Source organism: Streptomyces sp. NPDC005492 (genome assembly GCF_040605995.1).
In the GTDB taxonomy this organism is placed as follows: domain Bacteria; phylum Actinomycetota; class Actinomycetes; order Streptomycetales; family Streptomycetaceae; genus Streptomyces.
Map to the genome: position 1 here is coordinate 16,227 of NZ_JBEXDX010000024.1, position 19,475 is coordinate 35,701.

Genomic DNA, 19,475 nt, shown 5'->3' on the forward strand with positions numbered 1-19,475 from the left:
CGATCGCCCCGAAGGGCCCGGACCACCAGGCGGTGGATCCGGGCCCTTCGTCATGCCGTACGTACTCCTTCGGTGCTACGACCGCGGCGACCGGCTGCGGACGACCGCGAACGCGCCCGCCGCGAGGCCGAGTACGCCCACGATCAGCCCGGCGATGCCGAGCCCCCGGGCGGTGGAGTCGCTGCTCGACGCGGAGGCGGCGGAGGTCGACTTCGTGGCGGTGGCCGCCGTCGAGGCCGAGGCGGTCGGGGTCTCGTCGCCGTCCTCGCTCTCCTTCGCGGTGAGCTTGAGGACGGGCGCCGGGTTCTCCGGCTCGTCGCCGCCGGCCGTGGTCTCCTCGATCCAGCGGACGACATCGCCGTTCGAGTAGGTCTGGAGCGTCTTGAAGGACAACTGGTCGGCGTCGTCGGGCAGTTGGCCGAAGGCGACGTTGAAGTCCTCGAACTGCCCGGCGCCGATCTTCCCGCCGGTCCAGGTGATCTCGGAGACGGCGTCGGTGATGGTGCCGTCGTCGGTCTTGACCGGCGTCTTGAGCTTGCTGGTGGTGACCTTCGCCGTCCAGCCGTTCTGCGGGGTGACCAGTACGCCGAGGACGGGGTGGTCGGTGGGCAGATAGACCTGGACCTTGGTGGTGGAGGCCTTGTCCTCCTCGTTGGGGACCCGGAAGGTCAGCACGCCGTCCGTGGCGCCCTTGGCGTAACTCTCGGGATGGACGGTGACATGCGCGGAGGCGACACCCGCGGCGGCCAGGACCGAGGCGGTGGCGAGCGCGGCGACGGTGCCTGCGCGGCGCAGGGTGGTGCGGTGTGCGGACATGGTGAGGTGATCTCCGTACGGGAAAAGGAAGTTGGGGGATCAGACCGGGTACGGGACCGGTTCCGGGGGTCCGCGACGGCTCATCGCGTGCCGGAGAAGGAGTTGACGCAGGGGGGCGGCGTCGGCGGTGGTATGCCCGGGTGCCGCCGTAGGCGCGGCGGGCAGGGTCGCGGGGCTGTCCTGCCACCAGGCCACCAGCCCCGGTACGAAGGCGACGGCCCAGCGCAGCAGCGACCACAGCGCGACCTCCCCGCGCCGCAGCCACCAGGCCGCGACGAGGGCGGCGAGGACGTGGGCGGCCACCGCGTGCGGGGTCATCGCCTGGGTCTCGCGCATCGGAGCCATGCTGTGCGCCGACATGTGCGCCATACCGGCCATCGCCATCCCGGCCCGGGGCCGCGCGAGGTCGAAGCCTAGGTGGAGCCCCGCCTGGGTGACGAGCATCGCGGCACCGATACCGGCCAACGACCGCTCCCGGCCCCCGAGCAGACACCCCATGAAGAACACCACGCCGCACCCGGCACCGTCCGCCCACAGCGGAGGCGTCGCCCCGGTGGCGAGCCCGTGCCCGGCGGCAGCCAGCAGCACACACACCGCGGCGAACACCGCCGCGCGCAGACTCCGTACCGCCGGGGAAGCGCTCATGGTGACGGATCCTCCCACGGGCCGCTGCCGCCGCAGCCGTCGATGGCTGTTTAGGGGGCAGCTCATATCTGGTTCATGGCTTGGTACGGAGTGAGGGGTTGGGGCGTTCAGTCGGGGTGGGCGGACTCGGGCGGGGATGGGGCTATTTACCGGGATACGGCATCGGTCCGGCTGCGCGGCAGCGCCACCATCGCTGCGACCGGCACGGCGGCCAGCGCCAACCACGGGACGGGTGCCGGGAGTTCGGTGTCGAGGAGGATGCCGGTGGTCGCGCTGCCGAGGAGGACTGTCAGGCCGGAGACGGAGGAGAGTGCCCCCGTGTAGAGGCCGAGGCGGCCGGGTTCGGTGAGGTCCGGGAGCCAGGCGCGGGCGACGGGGGCGATGAGCATCTGGCTGAGGGTGAGCAGGACTACGAGGTTGGTGGCTGGCAACAGGCCGGTGGTGCCGGTCAGTTGGGCGGGGCGGGTCGCCGCCACCGCCGCGAAACCCACGGCGATCAGGGCCAGCCCGGCCGCCATGGAGCGGCGCGGGTCGAGCCGCTCCCCCGCCCACCGGGTGACCGGCAACTGCGTGGTCACCACCAGCAGCGAGGACAGTGCGAACAGCCAGGCCAGCGGCGCCTGCGAACCCGTCGCGCGCTCCACCTCCTCGGGGAGGGCCAGATAGAGCTGGTTGTAGGCGAGGAGACAGGCGCCGTAGGCACAACACAGCGCGAGGAAGGGCCGGTTGCGTACCAGGGTCCGCGCACCTCCCTTCTCCGTGACCCGGGTGCGGCCGGGGATGTGCTGCGGCAGCAGCCACGCGTGGCCCGCGAGGACCAGCACGAAGATCCCGGCTCCGGCGAGACACGTCACCCGGAAGTCCACCGCGAGCAGCAGCGCACCGAGCAACGGCCCGACAAACGCGCCGAGTTGGCCCGCGACGGTGAACAGCGCGAGGACCCGCGTCCGGGACCCGCCGCCTGCCTCCTCCCACTCGACCGCCTGCCGCACCACCTCCGACTCCACCGCCGGTGAGAACAGCGCGGCGGCGAACCCGATGAGCAGGACCGCGCCGATGACCGTCGAGGTCCGTTCGGCGTACCCGAGCCAGCCGAACCCTGCGATCCGCAGCACGCATCCCGCGAGCACCACGGGCCGTACCCCGTACCGGTCGGCCAGCGCCCCGCCGACCACGAACAGCCCCTGCTGGCTGAAGGTCCTGAGCCCGAGCACCAGCCCGACCAGCCAGCCCGCCATGCCGATCACCTCCGCGAGATGCTCGGCGAGAAACGGCAGTACGGCGAAGAAGCCGAGGTTGAAGGCGAGTTGGGTAAGGATCAGCAGTCGCAGGAGTGGCGAGAGCGGGGTCCGTACGAGGGTGGCCGCGCTCACCGCGCCGCCAACTCCCGTCGCCCGGCGCCCCGCACGCTCCCGGCCGCCGTCACCGCGAGCGCGCCGAGCAGGGCGAGTACGGCGGCGGGGGCGAGGACGGCCCAGGGGGCTCGCTCGGCGTAGGGCTGGTTCTCGGCGAGGAGCAGACCCCATTCGTGGGAGGGCGGTTGGGCGCCGAGGCCGAGGAAGCCGAGCGAGGCGACGGCGAGGGCGACACCGGGCAGGCGGAGCAGGGCGTGCCGGGTGACGGGTGGCAGGACGGCGGGCAGCAGTTCGCGGCGCAGGATGTACCAACTCCCCGCGCCCAGGCCTCGGGTGGCGGTCACGTGCGGGGTGGCGCGTTCCTGCCGCAGCAGCGCGGAGGTGTGCGCCGCGAGCGGGGTCCACGCGAGGACGGCCACGGCGAGGGCGGGCGTCCCGCTCCCGCCGCCGGCCACGGCGGTGACCAACAGCGCGGCGAGCACCGGCGGTACGGCGTTCACCGTGTCGACGAGCGGTCCCGACAGCCGGGGCAACATACCGAGCAGGAGACCGGCAGCGAGCGCGACGGCACTGATCGCGAGGGCGAGTAGCAGGGTGTCGACCGCACCGTGGGCGACCCGCGCGAGGAGATCCCGGCCGAGCGCGTCGGTGCCGAACGGGTGGGCCCAGGTGGGGTGTTGGAGACGCAGTCCGGTGTCGAGCGCGAGGGGATCGCGGGGCAGCCCGAGCGCGATGACCGCGAGGAGCAGAACGCCGTACACAACAGGCAGGGCCCGTCCGGGCGTTGGGGCCGGCCCGTGGAGGGACGGCAGCGCACCCGCCCGGAGCGCCGGTCCGACGAGCAGGCGGGTCGCGAGGCGGGCGAGTCCGGCGGCGACGGCGGCGAGCAGGAGGAGGGCGAGGGTGCCGGCCTGGAGGACGGGCAGGTCCTGGGCCAGGGCCGCCTGGAGGGTGGTGCGCCCGAGTCCCGGGATGTCGAAGATCTGCTCGACGGCGACGGCCCCACCGGTCAGCCCGACGACGAACAGCCCCGTGTTCGGCAACAGCCCCGGCAGACAACGCCGTACGGCCTGCCGCGCGATGGTGCCCTCCGTCAGCCCCCGCGCGGCGGCGGCCCGCGCCCACGGCTCGGCGAACGCCCCGGGCAACAGATCGTCGAGCAGCCGCCCGAGCACCGCCCCGGCGGGCAGCCCCAGCGCGAGCGCGGGCAACACCATCCACCGCGGCCCGTACCACCCGAGAGCGGGCAACCACCCCCACTGCACACCGACAACGGTGGCCAGCACGGACGCGGTGAGGAACTCGGGAAGCGCGGCGACGACGGCGGAGCCGCTGCCACCGGGAGGACCGGTCTTTCGTACGGCGCGCCGACCCGTCCACAACGTGCGGGCGCACGCCACCCCGGCGGTCCCCACGGCCACCACCATCGCCGCGCCCATCAACAGCAGGGACGCGCCCAGGGCTTGGAGGACCCCGGGCAGGACCGCGTCGCCGGAGACCCATGACCGTCCGGCGTCGCCGCGGGGCAGGCCGCCGAGCCAGTGGACGAGGAGGCGCAACGGGCCGTGGTCCAGGCCGAGTTGGGCGCGGATGGCGGCGAGTACCTCGGGATCGGGGTCGCGTTCCGCCGATCGTGCCTTGAGGACGGTGAGGGCCGGGTCGGTGTGGGAGAGCCAGGGCAGCAGGCCGATGGCGCACACGAGGGCGGCCGCGAGGAAGGCGCGCCACAGGTGGGCGGTCGTGCGGTGCGGCATGGTTCAGCGCCGGGTTTCGGTGCCGACGAGGGTGCGCTCGTACGGGTCGAGGAGGACGCCCTCGACGGAGGTGGCGACGCCGGTGAGGACCCGCTGGTGGACGAGCGGTACGACGGCGTCGGTGCCGAGGATCCCGGCCTCGGCCGCCAGCGCGGCACTCTGGCGCGCGGAGGTGTCGGCGGTCCGCTCGGCCTTCGCCACCGCCCGGTCGACGTCCTTGTCGCACAGCAGGGCCAGGTTGTAGCCGCCGTCGCAGGTGTAGTCACTGGCGAGCACGGCGACCGGATCGCCGGTGTCCACCAGGGTGTTGCGGGCGACGACGAACGCGTCGAACTTCCCGGCCAGCGCGTCGCCCTCGATCCGCGCGTACTCGCGCACCTCCAACTCGACCTCGAATCCCGCCTTTTCCAACTGCTGCTTCAACACCTGTGCGGCTTCGGGGAGTTCGGGTCGGTTGTCGTACGTCGCGAGGGTGATCGTCGTCCCGCGGGGCGCCGTCGGCTTCGCGCGCCCGACCGGCTGCTCGCGCTTGCCCGCGGCCCAGGTGACGGCGGGGCCGTAGATGCCCGAACCGGCGTCGGCGTGGCTTTCGTAGACGCCCTTGGCGAGTGCTGCGGTGTCGACGGCCTCGCGGGCGGCGGCGCGGAGCTTCGGGTCCTTGAACGGGCCTGTACGGGTGTTGAGTTGGAGGCTGGTGGTGCGGGTGGTGGCGGTCTCGCGGCGGGTGGCCGCGTCGAGGGTGGCGGCCTGGGCGACGGGTATCGCCTCGGCGATGTCGACCTGTCCGGTGCGCAGGGCGTTGGTGCGGGCGGTGCCGTCGGCGATGAACCGTGCGTCGATGCCCGGGGCGTGGGCGAGGCCGCCCCAGTAGTCGTCGAAGCGGTCGAGGGTGGCCGCCGTGGAGCCGGTGACCTTCGTCAGTTCGAAGGGGCCGGTGGCGGTGCCGACCGGATCGGCGCGGCCCAACGCGCCGTAGGCCTTCGGGGAGAGGACGGCGAGCGCGGGGCCCGCCAGCCGCAACGGCAGTACGGGATCAGGGGAGTTGGTCGTGACGCGCAGGCGGTCGCCGCCCGCGGGTTCGGCGGTGAGGGTGACACCGGAGAGGGCGGCGGGGGCGGGCCTGGCCTCGGTGGCGTGGGTGAGGGCGGCGGCCACGCGGGCCGGGGTGACGGCGGTGCCGTCCTGGAAGGTGGCCTCGCGCAGGGTGAAGAGCCAACTGCGGTCGCCCTCCCGCTGCCAGGACCGGGCGAGCGCGGGGGTGGCGGCGCCGTTGGCGTCCAGGGCGGTCAGGCCCTCGGTGACACCGAGGCGGCTGAGGATGGTGGCGTCGGCACCGTACGGGGAGAGGTTCTCGGCGGGCGGGAACGCCAGGGCGACGCGCAGCCGGGAACCCCGTTCCCCGGTCGCGTCCCCGCTCTCCTCACCGGCGGAGGCGAAGCAGCCGGCGAGCAGCGGGGTGAGGGTGAGCGCGAAGAGCAGTCGGGCAGGTCGGGTTCGTCGTCGGAATCGCATCACGCCTACCGCCCCGTCGCCAGCTCGAAGTGCACGATGCCCTGCCCGCCGCCCGCGTCGTCCCGCTCGTCGTGCACGACTTCGCCGAGCGACCGCCAGAAGGCTTCGGCGCCGGGCACAGCGGGATCGGTGTGCAGATATACGGCGCGGTATCCGCCGTCGGCCGCGGCGAACGCGAGGAGTTCGGCGACGAGGTGCCGGGCGAGACCGCGGCGCCGGTGCTCGGGGCGGACGTAGACGCGGCGCAGTTGCGCGGTCTCGCCGGAGGGGTAGCGCTCGGCGAGGTGGCGCGGGTTCGGGGGGTGGGCGGGGCCGCGGGAGTCGAGGGCGGCGGTGGCTACGACGGCGCCGTCGGCGGGGTCGAGCGCCACGAGGAGGGTGTGGCGGGCCGGGGCGAGATAGGCGGCGGCCGGGTCGATGATGTCGCCGTGCCAGCGGGGCACATAGCCGGTGTCGAAGTCGCGGTAGACGGTATCGAGCATCACGGCACGCGCACCGTCGAGGTCGTCCGGGCCCGCGGCCCTGATGCAGTAGTCAAGCACTTGCACATCATATGCATTAAGACTCCGATCCTTGATCGCTCTCGATTTGACAGCCTCGCGGCCACCCCCTAAAACCTAGCCACATGACATTCATTTTCAAAACTGCGAACGCGGCGGACCGGTAGTGCGCGTCGCGTTCGTCGGCAAGGGCGGCAGCGGCAAGACCACCCTGTCCGCCCTCTTCGCCCGCCATCTCGCCCGCTCCGGCGCCACCGTGCTCGCCCTCGACGGCGACATCAACCAGCATCTGGCCGAGGCCCTGGCCCCCGACACCGAACCGGTCACCGCCCCACCCCTGAGCGCCCACCTGGGCGAACTCAAGGACGTCCTGCGCGGCACCAACCCGCGCATCGCCTCCCGCGAGGCCATGATCAAGACCACTCCGCCGGGGCGCGGCTCACGCCTGCTGCGGCTGCTCGGCGACGACGAGGTGCACGCCCGTCATGTGGTCCGGGCGGGTGATGTGCCGCTGATGGCGACGGGCGAGTTCGAGGAGAGCGACCTCGGGGTCGCCTGCTACCACTCCAAACTCGGCGCGGTGGAGCTGTACTTGAACCACCTGGTCGACGGACCCGGCGAGTACGTGGTGGTCGACATGACGGCGGGCGCCGACGCCTTCGCCTCCGGCCTGTTCACCCGCTTCGACCTGACGTTCCTGGTGGCCGAACCCACCCGCAAGGGCGTCTCCGTCTACCGCCAGTACCGCGACCACGCACGGGAGTTCGGCATCCGGATCGCCGTGATCGGCAACAAGGTGACCGGCGAGGACGACCTGCTCTTCCTCAAGGAGGAGGTGGGCGACGACCTCCTCACCCACCTGGTCCACTCCCCCTGGGTCCGCTCGGCCGAACAGGGCCGCGCACAGGCCGGCCTGGACGCCCTGGAGCCCCACAACCGCCACGCGCTGACCGTCCTCCGCGAGGCCGTCGACACCCACCCTCGGGACTGGCCCACCCTGCACCGCCACGCCGTCGACTTCCATCTGCGCAACGCGCGCGCCTGGGCGGACCGGGCGACGGGCCTGGACCTCGCCGCCCAGGTGGACCCGGACTACGTACCGGGCCCGCCGGGCCTGACCTGACCACCACCACCTGCTCACCACTCGTCAACTACCCGACAGGACACCCCTTTTCATGTCTCTCGACGTCTCCCCGAAGCTCCTCGCCGAAGCCGAACAAGGTGACATCCGCGAGGCGGACTTCGTGGACACGGTCCGTACCTCCCTCCCCTACGCCTACGACCTCGTCGCCGGCCTCGCCACCGAACTCCACGACAGCAAGGCCGAGTTCACCGACAACCGGACCCCGCCCCCGTCCGAGACGGAACGCGGCCAACTCCTGCGCGCCCTCGCCAGCGACGCGATCCGAGGCAGCCTGGAACGCCACTTCGGGGTGACCCTGGCCTTCCAGAACTGCCACCGGGTGGCGGCGTTCCGGCCGGGGGCGCGGGAGGGTGAGACCTATGCGCGGTTCACGTCGCTGCGGTCCCAAGTGCTGAATCAGTCGCCGGAGTTCAGGGACTGCTGACGCTCGGCGAACGGGCCGGTCCGGTTCCGCGCTCCGGACCGGCCCAGTCCTCACGGTTTCTGTTCCACCCGCACCCAGTCCACCTCGGCCTGCACTCCCCCGCCCGCAATCTTGTCCACGCTCGACTGGGGCAACCCCCAGTACGGCGAGGTCACCTGGTTCCAGCCGGCCGGGTACGCGCCGCCCAGGGCGAGGTTGAGGATGACGTACTGGTTGTGGTCGTAGACCCACTGGCCGCGGGTCGATTCGAGTTTGTTGCGGGTGGTCTCCTGGACGAGGCTGTCGTCGACGTAGAAGCGCATCGCGGTCGGGGTCCATTCGACCGCGTAGGTGTGCCACTGGTCGGCCGTGCCGCCGGCGGGGTACGTCTGGCGGGCGCCGATGTTGCCGTCGGCGGAGTAGCCGGGGCCGTGGAGGGCCGTGCTCGTCCAGGTCGGGTAGCCGATGTTCTCCATGATGTCGGTCTCGCCGGAGGCGGGCCAGGAGACCGACGGGTTGTCGACGTTGCTGCCGAGCAGCCAGAAGGCGGGCCAGAATCCGTCGCCGACCGGGAGTTTCATCCGGGCGCTGACCTTGCCATAGGTGAAGTCGAAGTGGGTGTTGGTGTCGATGCGGCCGGACGTGAAGTCGTAGGTGCCGCCGCCCGCCTGGGTGCAGCCCTTGCAGTACTTGGCGGCGAGGATCAACTCGCCGTTCTGCGTGCGGACGTTGTCCGTCGAGTCGACGTACGCCTGTGACTCGCCGTTGACCGGGCCCATCTCGGTGCCGGTGCGCACGACCCGCCACTTGGAGCGGTCCAGGGCGGCCGAGGTGAAGTCGTCGAAGAACGTCGTGCGGTACGCGCCGGACGAGTCGCCTGGGAGTGCCGGGTAGGCGGCGGAGGCGCTGCCGCCGGTGCCCCAGACCTGGAACTCGTAGAGGGAGTAGCCGAATTGGGCGGTGGAGGGGGCCGGGTTGTAGAAGGAGCGGCGTTCCTTGCCGAGCATGCGCACGTAGCGGCCGGTGGCCGGCTGGGGCAGGGTGACCGTGTCGTGGCGGCCCGTCGCGTCGGCCGGTGACTTGATGTCGGCCCTGCGGGCGGCGATCTCGGCGGCGGTCGGTTCGTAGACCGTGCGCCAGGTGGTGTTGTCGTCGGAGACCTGGACCAAGTAGTCGACGGCGTAGGCCGATTCCCAGTAGAGGTCGACCGTGTCGATCGTCGAGGTCGCGCCGAGGTCGACCGAGACCCAGCGGTCGGCGTTCCAGTCGCTGGACCAACGGGTCGCGTCGTCCTTGAGGTTGGCGGGCCAGCCGCCGTCGGTGACGTACGCCGGTGACGTGCCGTTGTGCTGGTAGTAGTTGGAGTACGCGGGATGGTTCAGGGCGAGGTTGGTGCGGGTCGTGGACGCTGGGGCCGGTTCGCCGCCGTAGACCTTGAAGGAGTAGAGCGAGTAGCCGTAGGGCGTGGCCCGTTCCAGGCCGCGCAGGCGGATGTAACGGCCCGTCACCTCCTGGGGGTAGGTGCTCGTGGTGATCGAGCCGCCGGTGCCCGCCGTCTCCGTGTAGAAGGGGGTCCAGTCGGTGCCGTTCTTCGAGACCTCCAGGACGTATCTCTTGCCGTAGGCGGCCTCCCAGTCGAGGGTGACGCGGTCGATGCGGAGGGTGGTGCCGAGGTCGAGGCGGATCCAGGCGTCGTCGGCGAAGTTGCTGGACCAGCGGGTCGAGCCGTCGCCGTCGAAGGCGAGGCCGGGGGTGGTGCCGGCGTTCTCGCTGCCGGAGGCGGTGACCGCTGCCGGGTTCACGGCGTAGGCGGCGGCCGCGCGGTCGGTGTCCCAGGTCGCCGCCGCGGCGGCCTGCGGGGCGGGGGCCGCGAGGGCCGGGGTGGCGGAGAGCAGGGCCAGTGCGGTGAGGGCGGTGAGCAGGGTGCGGGAAGGCATGCGGGTCTCCTTGAGGGGCTGATCTCCTTCTGGGGGTGATCGTTCTGACGTGCACATGACATACATGGAGTTGATGGGGCTCCGGTGGGTGCGGGCTCCCCCGCCCGCACCCACCGGAGCGGTCTTCGTCAGGCCGCGCGCCGGGCCCGGCTGCGGTGGTCGCGGATGATCTCCGCGTACCGGTGGCCGGAGCCCTTGATCGTGCGGACCTGGGTGTCGTAGTCGACGTGGACCAGTCCAAAACGCTTGTCGTAGCCGTACGCCCACTCGAAGTTGTCGAGCAGCGACCAGGCGAAATAGCCGGCCAGCGGGGCGCCCTTGCGGGCCGCCGAGGCGCAGGCGGCGAGATGCTGGACCAGGTAGTCCTGGCGTTCCGGGTCGTCGACGGTACCGTCGGGGCGTACGACGTCGGGGAACGAGGAGCCGTTCTCGGTGACGTAGATCCGGCGGGGGCCGTACTCCTCGGTGAGGCGGAGCAGGAGGGTCTCGATGCCGGAGGCGTCGATCTCCCAGTCCATGCCGGTGCGCGGGACGCCGAGACGGCGGACGGCGCGGGTGCGGGGGGCGGGGGCGGTGGGGTCGTCGGCGACGGTCGCCGGGAAGTAGTAGTTCAGGCCGAGCCAGTCGAGGGGTGTGGCGATGGTCGCCAAGTCGCCTTCGCGCTCCGGGAGTTCGACGCCGTAGGTCTCGACCATGTCGGCCGGGAAGCCGCGGCCGTGGACCGGGTCGAGCCACCAGCGGTTGACGTGGCCGTCCTGCCGGCGGGCGGCCCGGACGTCCTCGTCGCGGTCGGTGGCGGGGTACACGGTGGAGAGGTTGTTGACGATGCCGATCTGCGCGGCGGGGGCGGCGGCGCGGATCGCCTGGGCGGCGAGGCCGTGGCCGAGGAGCAGGTGGTAGGAGGCGCGGACGGCCGCTGTCAGATCGGTCCAACCCGGGGCCATCTTGCCTTCGAGATGGCCGATCCAGGCCGAGCAGGAGGGCTCGTTGAGGGTGGTCCAGAGGGTGACGCGGTCGCCGAGGCGTTCGGCCACGGCCGAGGCGTACGCGGCGAAGTGCTCGGCGGTCGCGCGCTCGGGCCAGCCGCCGCGGTCCTGGAGCGCCTGGGGCAGGTCCCAGTGGTAGAGGGTGACGGAGGGGGTGATGTCCGCCGCCAGCAGGGCGTCCACCAACTCGTCGTAGAACGCGAGGCCCTTGGGGTTCACCGGGCCGTCGCCGCCGGGGACCACCCGGGGCCAGGCGATCGACAACCGGTAGGCGTTCGCGCCTAGTTGGCGCATCAGGCCGATGTCCTCGCGCCAGCGGTGGTAGTGGTCGCAGGCGACGTCGCCGTTGTCGTTGTTCGCGATCTTTCCGGGGGTGTGCGAGAAGGTGTCCCAGATCGACGGCGAACGCCCGTCCTCGGCGACGGCCCCCTCGATCTGGTACGCCGCTGTGGCCGTGCCCCACAGGAAGTCGTGCGGGAGTGCGGCGAAGTCGATGGTCACTGAAGTCCCTTTACGGTCAGCGGAGTTGGTCGGACGGTTCACTTGACGGCGCCCGCCGTCAGCCCGGCGACGAGATAGCGCTGGAGCAGCAGGAAGCCGGCGACCACGGGCACGCTGACGACCAGCGAGGCGGCCATGATCTGGTTCCAGTACACGTCGTTGAGCGTGGAGTAGCCCTGGAGTCCGACGGCGAGGGTGCGGGTGGCGTCGTTGGTCATGACGGAGGCGAAGAGGACCTCGCCCCACGCGGTCATGAAGGCGTAGACGGCGACCGCGACGATGCCGGGGATCGCGGCGGGTACGACGACCCGCAGCAGCGCGCCGAGCGGACCGCAGCCGTCGACCAGCGCGGCCTCGTCCAAGTCCCGTGGCACGGAGTCGAAGTAGCCGATCAGCATCCAGATGGAGAAGGGCAGCGAGAAGGTCAGATACGTCAGGATCAGACCGCCGCGCGAACCGAACAGGGCGATGCCGGTGGCGTTGCCGATGTTGACGTAGAGGAGGAACAGCGGGAGCAGGAAGAGGATGCCGGGAAACATCTGGGTGGACAGCACGGTGACCGTGAAGACACGCTTGCCGCGGAACTCGTAGCGGCTGACGGCGTATGCGGCGAAGACCGCGATCACCACCGAGCAGACCGTCGCGGCGACGGACACGATCAGCGAGTTCATGAAGTACTTCGCGAGCGGGACCGTCGACCAGATGTCGATGTACGGACGGATCGTCAGGCCGCTCGGCAGCCAGCGGAACTTGCCCGTGACGTCCGAGAGCGGTTTCAGCGAGCTGGAGAGCATGACGTACACCGGCACCAGGACGAAGCCGGTGAGCAGGGTGAGGAAGATCCGCCGCGACCAGAGGAAGGACCTCGGCGGGGCCATGGGTGAGGTGGGGCTAGACATCGGCCGTCCTCCGTCCGCGTGAGGTGAGCACCAGGTACACGCCGGTGACGACGAGCAGGAACAGCAGCAGCAGGACCGACATCGCCGAGCCCGTACCGAAGTTCCAGGTGACGAACGACGCCTGGTAGATGTGCACCGAGATGAGGTCCGCGGCCTCCGGTGCCGCTCTGCCGAACAGGACGTACGGCGTGTTGAAGTCGTTGAACGTCCACAGGAACAGGACGAGGACGAGGACCTGGTTGACCGGGCGCAGTGACGGCAGGGTGATGCGGCGGATCTGCTGCAACATGCCCGCGCCGTCGATGGACGCGGCCTCGTACAGCTCCTTGGGGATGTTCTGCAGGCCCGCCATGACGATGAGGAAGGCGAACGGCCAGCCCTTCCAGACGTGCACGATGAGCAGCGCGTAGAAGCTGTTGTCGCCGATCAGCCAGAACGACGGCTTGCTGGTGAGGTGCAGTTGGTCGTGCAGGACGTGGTTCACCAGGCCGTTGTCGTGCTGGAACATGAAGACCCAGGTGATGACGGCCGCGTAGACCGGCAGCGCGTACGGGATGAGGAAGAGCGCTCTCAGGAAGCCCCGGCCGCGGAAGTTGTCCTGCATGTAGATCGCGGTGACCGTGCCGAGCAGCCAGCAGAAGGCGACCGACAGCAGGGTGAAGACCACCGTGACGAAGAAGGAGTGCAGCAGCGCCTTGCCCACGGGGGCGCTGAAGTCCACCGAGACCTTGTAGTTGTCGAAGCCGGACCAGGGCGCGGTGCCCCAGTCGCGGATGTAGAACTGGGTGAGCTCCTTGAAGCTCATGACGATGCCGATGACCATCGGCACCAGGTGGACCAGGAGTTCGAGGATCAGTGCGGGCAGGAGCAGCAGATACGGCAGTCCGATACGGCGGATCCGGTCGCGGCTGCGGCGGCGCGGGCCGGGGGCCGCCGGGTCGGAAGGGGTCTTCCGCACGGCGGCCTCCGGGGTGACAGTGCTCGTCACAGTCGCACTCACTTCGCCGGCATCTGCTGCTGGGCCTTTTCGAGCTCCGCCTTGACCGAGGCGGTGGTCACCGCGCGTCCGGCGGCGGCGTCGGCGAACAGGTTCTTGACGGCCGTGCCGACCGCCGTCTCGAACTGCGACTCGTCGGCGACCTGCGGCAGCGCGGCGGCGCTCTTGGCGAGGGTGTCCTTGAGGACGGCGTTCGCGGGGGTGTTGAACGCGGTGTCCTCCTGCGCGGTCTTCACCGGCGGGATGGAGCTGTACGCCGTGTTGAGGATCTTCTGCTCGGCGTCGCTCGTCATGAACTTCACGAACTTGGTGGAGCCGTCGAGGTTGTCGGTGTTCTTGAAGACGGCCAGGTTGATGCCGGCCACCATCGAGTTGACCTGCGCGCCCGTACCCGGGGTGCCGGACTGCACGGGTATCGGGGCGATGCCGTACGAACTGTCGCTCATGCCCTGGGACTTGAGGTTGGCGGACGCCGACTGCCACATCAGCATCGCGGTCTTGCCCTTGGCGAAGTCGCTGACCGACTGGTTCTGCGCGTACTCGGCGTTGCCGACCGGGATGACCTTGTCCTTGGCCATCAGGTCGACGTACTGCTTGACCGCCGCCACCACACCGTCGTTGGTGAAGTCTGCCTTGCCGTCGGCGGTGAAGAAGTCGGCGCCGTGCTGCTTGGCGAAGACGAAGGTGTGGTGGATGTTCTCCGAGACGTTGGCGCCCTCGGCGCCGAGCACCTGCTTGCCCTTGGCCTGGATCTTCTTTCCGTCGGCGACCAACTCGGCCCAGGTGGCCGGAGGTTGGGAGATGCCCGCGTCGGCGAAGATCTGCTTGTTGTAGTAGAGCGCGTACGCCATCGAGTACAGCGGGACGGCGGCCGGGTCCTTGCCCTCGGCGCCGGTCGAGCCGAGCGCGGAGTCGACGAAGCGGTCCTTGCCGCCGATCTTCGCGAAGTTGGCCGTGTTCCACGGCAGCAGCGCGCCGGTGGCCTGGAGGGAGGCGCTCCAGGTGTTGCCGATGTTCAGCACGTCGGGGCCCTGGCCCGAAGTCGTCGCCGTCAGGATGCGGTTGAGCAGGTCGGACCAGGGCACGACCTCCAGCTTCACCGTGATGCCCGTCTGCTTCTTGAACTTGTCGAGTTCGGGCTGGAGGACCTTCTTGTCGATCGCGATGCTGGCGCCCTGGTTGGAGGCCCAGTAGGTGAGCGTCTTGGGCGAGTCGTTGGACCCTCCGCCCGTCGACGAACCGCCTCCGCAGGCCGTGGCCGCGAGGGCGAGTGACATGGTGACGGCGCCTACGGCCGCGGCTCGGATGCTGCGCATGCTCCGGGTGTCCCTTCAGGGAATGCACTCACGACTTAATTTAGGACGTGAGTTAAACCTCGGAAGCCAGACGCGTCAAGAGTTTGGACGCCCCTCGTCGAACTCGGTCGTATCTCTTGACGGCCGCGTTCACGGACCTGAAGCATTCCTCCGCGAGAGAGCGCTCCCAACCCCACCGGCGTTCATTTCATGAACAAGGAGAGCCGCCACATGTCCTCAGTTCCACGCAGAACCGTCCTCGGCGCGGCAGCCGCCGCCTCAGCCCTGGCCGCGCTGCCGACGCCCGCCTCAGCCGCCCCGGCCACCCCCACCGCCGTGAAGCCGCGTGCCCTGCCCGGCGGCGGTGACCTCGGCCCGAACGTCATCGTCTTCGACCCGTCCACGGCCGGTATCCAGGCGAAGTTGGACCAGATCTTCGCCCAGCAGGAGACGGCCCAGTTCGGCACCGGCCGCTACGCGCTGCTGTTCAAGCCGGGCACCTACTCCGGGCTCAACGCCCAACTCGGCTTCTACACCTCGATCGCGGGCCTCGGCCTCTCCCCCGACGACACCACGATCAACGGTGACGTCACGGTCGACGCCGGCTGGTTCAACGGCAACGCCACGCAGAACTTCTGGCGTTCGGCGGAGAACCTCGCGCTGGTCCCCGTGAACGGCACCGACCGGTGGGCCGTGGCTCAGGCGGCCCCCTTCCGTCGGATGCATGTGCGCGGCGGCCTCAACCTCTCGCCCACCGGCTACGGTTGGGCCAGCGGCGGCTACATCGCGGACAGCCGGATCGACGGGCAGGTCGGGCCGTACTCGCAACAGCAGTGGTACACCCGCGACAGCGTGATCGGAAGCTGGCTCAACGGCGTCTGGAACATGGTGTTCTCCGGCGTCCAGGGCGCGCCCGCGCAGGGCTTCCCGAACCCGGTGTACACCACCCTCGCCACGACACCCGTCTCCCGCGAGAAGCCCTTCCTGTACCTCAACGGCACCGAGTACCGCGTCTTCCTCCCCGAGAAGCGCACCAACGCGAGCGGGGTGACCTGGGGCAACGGCACTCCGCGCGGTACCTCGCTGTCCCTGTCGCAGTTCTACGTCGCGAAGCCGGGCGTCACGGCCGCCACCCTCAACCAGGCGCTGGCACAGGGACTTCACCTGCTGCTGACGCCGGGCATCTACCACCTGGACCAGCCGATCCAGGTGAACCGCGCCAACACCGTTGTGCTGGGCCTGGGTTACGCGACCCTGGTCCCCGACAACGGCGTCACCGCTCTCAAGACCGCCGACGTCGACGGCGTACGACTCGCCGGTTTCCTGATCGACGCGGGCACGGTCAACTCCAACACCCTGCTGGAAGTGGGCCCTTCGGGCACGACGACGGACCACTCCGCCAACCCCACCACCGTCCAGGACGTGTTCGTCCGGATCGGCGGCGCGGGCGCGGGCAAGGCCACCACCAGCATGGTCATCAACAACCGCCACACCATCGTCGACCACACCTGGGTCTGGCGCGCCGACCACGGCACGGGCGTCGGCTGGGACACCAACCGGGCCGACTACGGCGTCGTCGTCAACGGCGCCGACGTGCTGATCACCGGGCTGTTCGTGGAGCACTTCAACAAGTACGACGTCCAGTGGAACGGCGAGCGGGGCCGCACGATCTTCTTCCAGAACGAGAAGGCGTACGACGCCCCGAACCAGGCGGCGATCCAGAACGGCTCGGTCAAGGGGTACGCGGCCTACAAGGTCGCCGACAACGTGACCGTGCACGAGGGCTGGGGGCTGGGCAGTTACTGCTACTACAACGTCGACCCGACGATCGTGCAGCACAACGGCTTCGCCGCGCCGAACCGGGCGGGCGTGAAGTTCCACGACCTGCTGGTCGTCTCGCTCGGCGGCCAGGGCCAGTACGAACACGTCATCAACGAGACGGGAGCGGCGACTTCGGGCACGTCGACGGTCCCCTCCACGGTGGTGTCGTACCCCTGAGGTCGTGGCGGGTGCGGGCCGGAGCTCCCCCTCCGACCCGCACCCGCCACCGTCACCCCCGAGGCGTGATCTCCGCCATCGGCGACCAACCCCCGCCCGCCACCTCGACGTTGATGATGTCGGGCGTGGCGGCGACGACGTCCGGCATCCACGCCATGGCCGCCTTGAAGTGCTCGGAGCCGACATGCGCGGCACCCGCCTCCGGCGAGGCGAACGCCTCCAGCAACACGAAGCGGCCCGGGTCGGCCACATCGACGGACCACTCGAAGAACAGATTCCCGGGCTCGGCCCGGGTCGCCGAGGTGAAGTCGGCGACGCGGTCGAGCCATTGGTCGCGGTACTCGGGGCGGACGAGAAAGCGTACGGCGATGAAGATCATGCGGGGCTCCTGGGCTGGGGGTGGGTGCCGTCGTGCTGAGAGTGCCCTGGCTGGGCGGGCGGCGGGAGGTGGCTCGCCGTGGATGCTCTCGCGACCAGGGCCGGCACATGATCGGTCCCCGGCGTACCCGGCGGCTGGAGGCGTCCTACGTGGAGACACCTCCCGCGCCTGCACCGCTACCGAGCCGTCACCACCCCGCCCGGCACCCGCGCGTACCCCGTCGGCCGGGCCGCGAACGTGCCCCGGCCCTGGGTTCTGCTGCGCAGTCTCGTTGCGTAGCCGAAGAGTTCGGACAGGGGGACGGTCGCCGTGACGAGGGTCGTACCCGGGCGGGTCGTCGTGCCGGTGACGTGGCCGCGGCGGGCGGACAGGTCGCCGAGGACTCCGCCGAGCGCGTTCTGCGGGACGGTGACCGTGACCTCGACGACCGGTTCGAGGAGGACCGTCGTGCAGGCGCGCAGGGCGTTCCGGAGGCCGAGGCGGCCCGCTGTGCGGAACGCCTTTTCCGAGGAGTCCTTCACGTGGGTCGAGCCGTCGGTCAGGGTGACGCGCAGCCCGGTCACCGGGAACCCGCCGATCGGCCCGTCGGTGAGGGCGTCACGGCAGCCGGCCTCGACCGAGCGGACGTACTCCTGCGGCACCCGTCCGCCGACGACCGTCGAGCGGAACTCGAAGCCGGGGCCGTCCAGCGGTTCGACGTCCAGCACCACATGCGCGAACTGGCCCGCACCGCCGTCCTGTTTGACGTGCCGGAACACGAACCCCGACACCCCGCGCACGACCGTCTCCCGGTGGGCGACCCTCGGGCGGCCGACGTCGACCTCCACGCCCGTGGCCAGGCGGATCTTCTCCACCGCGACCTCCAGGTGCAGTTCGCCCATGCCGGACAGGACCGTCTGTCCGGTCTCGGAGTCGGTCCGCACCACCAGCGAGGGGTCCTCCTCGGCGAGGCGCGCGAGGGCCGACGTCAGCCGGTCGGTGTCGGTGCTCCGCCGTGCCTCGACCGCCACGGAGACCACCGGGTCGGCGACCGTGGGCGGTTCGAGGACGAGCGGGGCGCCGGGTGCGCACAGGGTCGAGCCGGCGCGGGCGGACGTCAGTCCGACCACGGCGACGATGTCCCCGGCGACCGCCCGGTCCAGGCGTTCGTGCCGGTCGGCCTGCACCCGCAGGATGCGCCCGATCCGCTCGCTGCGCCGCGCGCCCGAGTCCCACACCGTGTCTCCCTTCTCAATCGTGCCCGAATAGATCCGCAGGTACGTCAGCCGGCCGGTTGCCGTCGCGCTTACCTTGAACACCAGTGCTGCGAGGGGCAGTTGGGGGTCCGCCCGCCGTTCCTGCTCGGTGCCTTCGTACGTTCCGCGGACCGGTGGAACGTCCAGCGGCGACGGCAGGTAGGCCACCACGGCGTCCAGCAGTGGCTCGATGCCGCGGTTGCGGTAGGCCGAGCCGCACAGCACGACCACACCGTCCCCGGTACGGGTCAGGTCGCGCAGCGCCGTGCCCAACGTCTCGGCGGACAGGGCGGATTCGGCGTAGAACTCCTCCAGGGCAACCGGATGCAGCTCCGCCACCGCCTCCTCCAGAAGTCGCCGACGCCGCAGCGCCTCCTCCAACAGGGCGTCGGGCACCGGGAGTTCCGTCATCGTGCCGTCGCCGTCGACCCACACCAGTGCCCGCATCCGCAGCAGATCGACGACTCCGGTGAAGCCGTCCTCCGTGCCGATCGGCAACTGCACGACCAGTGGCGCCGGGTGGAGCCGTTCGCGGATCGACGCGACGGCCGTGTCGAGGTCGGCGCCCGCGCGGTCCAGCTTGTTGACGAAGGCGATGCGTGGCACGCCGTACCGGTCCGCCTGGCGCCACACCGACTCGCTCTGCGGCTCCACGCCGGCGACGGCGTCGAACACGGCGATCGCGCCGTCGAGGACGCGCAGCGAACGCTCGACCTCGTCGGCGAAGTCGACATGGCCGGGGGTGTCGATCAGGTTGAGGCGGTGACCGTCCCAGGCACAGCTGACGGCCGCGGCGAAGATGGTGATGCCGCGGTCGCGCTCCTGGGGGTCGAAGTCGGTGACGGTGGTGCCGTCGTGGACCTCACCGCGCTTGTGCGTGATGCCGGTGAGGTGGAGGAACCGCTCGGTGACGGTGGTCTTGCCGGCGTCGACATGGGCGAGGATGCCCAGGTTGCGGACGGCGGTGAGCGGGTTGACGCGAGGGCGTTCGGTGCGCACGGCCCGTGGCCTTTCGAGAGTGATTCCGTGCAGGGCGGCGCGATTCCCGTACGAGAGAATAGAACTGACGTGACGTCAGGGACTGTCAGAGACTCGTCACGGGTGTCCGGTGCCGGCCGC

The 19,475-nt window shown here is 70.6% G+C and carries 16 protein-coding genes; 3 read left to right on the plus strand and 13 right to left on the minus strand.

The window, feature by feature from the left end; genetic code table 11:
• Window positions 1-75: 75 nt before the first annotated feature.
• The 6 genes from ABZT04_RS28165 to ABZT04_RS28190 form a co-directional block, all read right to left on the minus strand.
• Window positions 76-816: a YcnI family protein gene (locus ABZT04_RS28165; protein ID WP_356059778.1), complete on the minus strand. Its 741-nt coding sequence runs from the start codon at window positions 814-816 to the stop codon at window positions 76-78.
• A gap of 39 nt (window positions 817-855) precedes the next feature.
• Window positions 856-1,461: a hypothetical protein gene (locus ABZT04_RS28170; protein WP_356059779.1), complete on the minus strand. Its 606-nt coding sequence runs from the start codon at window positions 1,459-1,461 to the stop codon at window positions 856-858.
• A 146-nt stretch (window positions 1,462-1,607) separates the two neighbouring features.
• Window positions 1,608-2,834, minus strand: coding sequence for an MFS transporter (locus ABZT04_RS28175; protein ID WP_356059780.1), 1,227 nt, complete (start codon window positions 2,832-2,834; stop codon window positions 1,608-1,610).
• Window positions 2,831-4,570: an ABC transporter permease subunit gene (locus ABZT04_RS28180; RefSeq protein WP_356059781.1), complete on the minus strand. Its 1,740-nt coding sequence runs from the start codon at window positions 4,568-4,570 to the stop codon at window positions 2,831-2,833. Before ABZT04_RS28180 ends, ABZT04_RS28175 begins: the two co-directional genes overlap by 4 nt.
• Before the next feature lie 3 nt (window positions 4,571-4,573).
• Window positions 4,574-6,082, minus strand: coding sequence for an ABC transporter substrate-binding protein (locus tag ABZT04_RS28185; protein ID WP_356059782.1), 1,509 nt, complete (start codon window positions 6,080-6,082; stop codon window positions 4,574-4,576).
• 5 nt (window positions 6,083-6,087) lie between these two features.
• Window positions 6,088-6,624, minus strand: coding sequence for a GNAT family N-acetyltransferase (locus ABZT04_RS28190; RefSeq protein ID WP_356059783.1), 537 nt, complete (start codon window positions 6,622-6,624; stop codon window positions 6,088-6,090).
• Between the two features lie 124 nt (window positions 6,625-6,748).
• On the opposite strand from ABZT04_RS28190, the gene ABZT04_RS28195 reads away from it, so the two are divergent.
• Window positions 6,749-7,705 (plus strand): ATP-binding protein, encoded by a 957-nt coding sequence (locus tag ABZT04_RS28195; RefSeq protein WP_356059784.1) that lies wholly within the window; start codon window positions 6,749-6,751, stop codon window positions 7,703-7,705.
• 52 nt (window positions 7,706-7,757) lie between these two features.
• Complete coding sequence (locus tag ABZT04_RS28200) at window positions 7,758-8,150, plus strand: SCO5389 family protein (protein WP_356059785.1); 393 nt, start codon at window positions 7,758-7,760, stop codon at window positions 8,148-8,150.
• A gap of 50 nt (window positions 8,151-8,200) precedes the next feature.
• On the opposite strand, the gene ABZT04_RS28205 is transcribed toward ABZT04_RS28200, so the two are convergent.
• The 5 genes from ABZT04_RS28205 to ABZT04_RS28225 all read right to left on the minus strand — a co-directional run bounded on the left by ABZT04_RS28205 (window position 8,201) and on the right by ABZT04_RS28225 (window position 14,765).
• Window positions 8,201-10,066, minus strand: a complete 1,866-nt coding sequence (locus ABZT04_RS28205; protein ID WP_356059786.1) for a discoidin domain-containing protein — start codon at window positions 10,064-10,066, stop codon at window positions 8,201-8,203.
• A 128-nt stretch (window positions 10,067-10,194) separates the two neighbouring features.
• Entirely contained in the window at window positions 10,195-11,553 is a 1,359-nt protein-coding gene (locus tag ABZT04_RS28210; RefSeq protein WP_356059787.1) for a GH1 family beta-glucosidase, read from the minus strand.
• A gap of 38 nt (window positions 11,554-11,591) precedes the next feature.
• Window positions 11,592-12,452, minus strand: coding sequence for a carbohydrate ABC transporter permease (locus ABZT04_RS28215; RefSeq protein WP_356059788.1), 861 nt, complete (start codon window positions 12,450-12,452; stop codon window positions 11,592-11,594).
• The gene (locus ABZT04_RS28220) at window positions 12,445-13,440 is read right to left on the minus strand and encodes a sugar ABC transporter permease (RefSeq protein ID WP_356059789.1); all 996 of its coding nucleotides are present in this window, start codon (window positions 13,438-13,440) and stop codon (window positions 12,445-12,447) included. Before ABZT04_RS28220 ends, ABZT04_RS28215 begins: the two co-directional genes overlap by 8 nt.
• An 8-nt stretch (window positions 13,441-13,448) precedes the next feature.
• Window positions 13,449-14,765 (minus strand): sugar ABC transporter substrate-binding protein, encoded by a 1,317-nt coding sequence (locus tag ABZT04_RS28225; RefSeq protein WP_356059790.1) that lies wholly within the window; start codon window positions 14,763-14,765, stop codon window positions 13,449-13,451.
• Between the two features lie 210 nt (window positions 14,766-14,975).
• Between ABZT04_RS28225 and ABZT04_RS28230 the strand changes: the two genes are divergently transcribed.
• A complete protein-coding gene (locus ABZT04_RS28230) occupies window positions 14,976-16,742 on the plus strand; it encodes a coagulation factor 5/8 type domain-containing protein (RefSeq protein WP_356059791.1) in 1,767 nt (588 codons plus the stop codon).
• A 52-nt stretch (window positions 16,743-16,794) separates the two neighbouring features.
• On the opposite strand, the gene ABZT04_RS28235 is transcribed toward ABZT04_RS28230, so the two are convergent.
• Together ABZT04_RS28235 and fusA are read right to left on the minus strand one after the other, a co-directional pair.
• Window positions 16,795-17,121, minus strand: a complete 327-nt coding sequence (locus ABZT04_RS28235) for a putative quinol monooxygenase (RefSeq protein ID WP_356059792.1) — start codon at window positions 17,119-17,121, stop codon at window positions 16,795-16,797.
• Between the two features lie 176 nt (window positions 17,122-17,297).
• Window positions 17,298-19,355 (minus strand): elongation factor G, encoded by a 2,058-nt coding sequence (fusA, locus tag ABZT04_RS28240; RefSeq protein ID WP_356059793.1) that lies wholly within the window; start codon window positions 19,353-19,355, stop codon window positions 17,298-17,300.
• Between the last annotated feature and the right edge of the window lie 120 nt (window positions 19,356-19,475).